This window comes from Bacteroides sp. 2_2_4 (assembly GCF_000157055.1).
Taxonomy (GTDB): Bacteria; Bacteroidota; Bacteroidia; order Bacteroidales; family Bacteroidaceae; genus Bacteroides; species Bacteroides ovatus.
The window spans coordinates 40,929-44,090 of sequence record NZ_EQ973361.1; the positions used below are offsets into that span (position 1 = coordinate 40,929).

General features: G+C 55.9%; 3 protein-coding genes. All 3 read right to left on the reverse strand.

The window, feature by feature from the left end; translation table 11 throughout:
- Positions 1–1,988, reverse strand: a 1,988-nt coding sequence (locus BSCG_RS0127530) for a DUF6531 domain-containing protein (RefSeq protein ID WP_032849555.1), incomplete at its 3' end; no start/stop codon positions are given.
- 10 nt (positions 1,989–1,998) lie between these two features.
- On the reverse strand, positions 1,999–2,388 hold the full coding sequence (locus BSCG_RS12580; RefSeq protein ID WP_008776204.1) for a DUF2750 domain-containing protein: 390 nt from the start codon (positions 2,386–2,388) through the stop codon (positions 1,999–2,001).
- Positions 2,389–2,406: 18 nt separating this feature from the next.
- The coding region (locus tag BSCG_RS30820; RefSeq protein WP_197535129.1) for an RHS repeat-associated core domain-containing protein at positions 2,407–3,162 on the reverse strand (756 nt) is incomplete at its 5' end.

A 3,162-nucleotide genomic window follows, 5' to 3' on the forward strand; every position in this document is an offset into this window, starting at 1 on the left:
TACACGGCGGACACGCTGCCGCCGCACGGGTCGGAGCTGTCGGTGCAGTTCCCCCAGCGGTCATATCTGTACAGGGTGCTGTTACCGAGCGGGTCCGTCTGTGCGAGGAGCCGGCGGCTGTCGTCGTAACGCCACAGGTGTTCCCCGCCGTTGGCATCGACCTTCTTCCACACAAGGCCGCCACGGTGGTGGTACACCGTCAGCTTTTCGTGGCTGTCGAGCACCTCGGTCACTCCCTCCCGGAACGTGAGCCTGTGGTCGTATATGCCGCCGTCGCCCCACGTGTGCACGCAGCGCGAACCCACGCCCGTACCGTCGTACTCGAAGTACCACGCAAGGCCGTTGCGCCATGTCTCCTTCACGATGAGCCTTCCGGCATACTCGTATGTCATCACGTCGCCCGCCGCGTTGCGCTGGAGGGTCATGTTGCCGTCGGCGTCGTACTCGTAGGAGGCGAGGGTAATCTCTTTCTCCGGATCTTCCGGATGCGGGCCGCATATCTCAAGGATGCGTCCGCTTCTCGTGTCGTGCTCCACCCTCAGGCGGCGGCCCGCGCTGTCGGTGATGGAGCGCAGCAGGCCCTCTTTCGTGTAGTCGAAGCGGATGCCCAGGCCGTTGCAGTCGGTCACGCTCTCAAGCAGGCGCACGGAATCGTACTCCTTGCGCGTGAAGCGGTAGTAGAGGTCCTCGGCCATGTCCCACACGCAGTAGCCGCCGTCCTGTTCCAGACGGGCCTCCTTGCGCTCGGAGAGGATGAACGAGGGTTCCTCCGCTGTAGGCAGGGGGAAGGCCACCGGGATGCCGTCACTCATGCGGAGCGTCAGCGTGCCCTCTTCCGTGTCCGCGACGACGCCCATGTCGTAGGCGTGGTGCCACCCGTTGCCCAGAGGACCCCGGTAGTCGCTGCGGCTGTACCACGTGCGCTCCCATGACAGGGGCACCGGGCCGTCGAGCCAGAAGTCCTCCTCGTCGGTGAAGAACGTGCCGCTGGCCACGTCCACCGGGTGCCCCGTGACCGTGCAGATGGCCTTGTGGAGCATGTTCTTCAGGGATTCGCTCTTTATCGTCCTGTTGACCTTGCTGTGCAGCCTGTCCGCCAGCTTCCTGGTCTTTTTCTTGTAGAAACGCCCGAACGCCCCCGTGCATTTGCGGGCGAGTGCCGCCATGGGGTTGAGGGGGACGGGAACCGGGCTGGTGAGTATCTGCCTGGCGGGAGGTATCGGGTTGATGACACCCGTGGGCAGGAACATGCCCGGAACCTTGTGCACGCTCGGTATGCCCACGTCGTTGCAGTCAAGGTGCAGGTGCGCGCCGCCGCCCGAGAAGGGCATCCCGTCGGCAAGTACCGTCAGGCTACCCATGAAGGCGTGGCCGTTGTTCTTGGGTATCGCCGCTGAAGGGGCCGCCCAGCCTGCGCCCATGGGGATGTGCGGGATGCTCCGCGTAGGTGTGGATGCGACCGCGCGGGGGATGAAGCCGCCTATCTTGACGGTGGCGCCCAGCATCCCGACGGCCATCGTCAGCACGGTGTGGCCCACCTCGGCGAGCTTCGCGCTGTCGGCGTCGCCCGTCTGTTCCGCTGTCGGTGGCGGGGGGATGAACGAGGAGACCGCCGCCGCGATGAAGTCCTGCGGACGGAGAAGAACCCCGACATAAGGGTGAGGCATGGGCACGACGGGGGACGGGGGTATCGTCACGAGGTGGATGTCCACGCCGATGACCGGGTCGAGCTGCTTGGAGATAGGCAGGCAGGCCATGCCCTTCATGCCCATGGCACCCAGTACGGGGAGCATGGCGGCTTCACTCAGGCCGTCGGCAAGGCCGCCGATGGCGGCTGCCGCCTTGACGCCCGTGTCGAGGGCATTGACGGACGGTGACACACCGGCCTCGGAGTTCGCCTTGACGCCTTCCGAGATACCTTTGACCTGCGCCCCTACGCCGGTCTTTAGGTTTGCACTCACGCTGTCGAAATAGCCTGTGTCCGCCATACAATAAATATTAATCGTATTCTTCTTGTTCTATTTCCATTTCCAGTACCTCACATAGCTCTTTCGGTGAAATAATAATGCCTTTATTTTCTGTAGTAAGGAATACGGCATAATTAATTTCTTCAGAATCTAATTTTATTGATAACTTTGATATAAAGTCTTCCAATTTGATCAATTTGGGAATATAACTATTCCAAGGACCATTAGCACATATTTCTGCAAAATCCTTTTCAGGCCAAACAGGAAATAATTTATTATTATTATTATCTCCTAATAAAGCCCATTCAGTTCCATCACTTAATCCCCAAACTTCTTCAAAATCGGTTACTTTTCTCACAAAATAAGAAAAACGCTCTTTTGCTGATAATTTAAATATGTTTTCTATTTTCTTTTTGTGCATAATATTACTTATTTTTGATTACTTATATCCTTCATGTTTATGTTCTAATTTATGTAAGTCAGCATCCTGAATATTAGAATATTTGTATCCATATCCATCTTTAGCTCTTTTCCCTCGTTCATGAGCTAAAACTTTGCCTTCACCAATCGAATTTCTTGAATTTCCTGGAAGACGTATTGTTTTTCTATCTTTATTTTTTATATGTCTTATTTCATTCTTAATCCAGCCTCTTATCCATTTTGGCTGTTTCGGATCATTTGCCAATTGTCTTAATCGTGCTTGTTTCCCTGTCCTTCCATATGATTTTGCAAGTCCAAATACATCAATCCACCCATTGGTGTCATCAACATACCCATACAGATTTAGTATTCCACCTTCAAGTTCAATCGGATCTTGCGAGACATACATACCCATCTTCGGCGAGTAGTACCTGAACCTGTTGTATGCCAGCCCTGTCTCCCGGTCATAATACTGCCCCTGAAACAGGAACGGCACCATTCCCTTGTTGCCCGTCTCCTCGATGACGTTCCCGTCCATGTCGAGCACCCGGCTCCACACCTCGTTGCCCTCGGTATCGTATGCCTCCGTCGGCGTTCCGAGCTGGTCGGTCAGTATCGAGTAGGACCTGCCTTCCTTTATCATTGCCACCGGCACGAACGACTCCTCGTCGAAGAGCCATACCGTCATGTCGCGGCGTTCCGTGTCCGTGTTCCACCTGTCCTCCACGACGGAGTATTCCCTGTGCTGCTTCCACTGGTGCAGCGGCACGTTGTC

Excerpts from the sequence above, each read along its gene's own strand:
- BSCG_RS12580 (WP_008776204.1), bottom strand. The coding sequence starts at position 2,388 with ATGCACAAAAAGAAAATAGAAAACATATTTAAATTATCAGCAAAAGAG.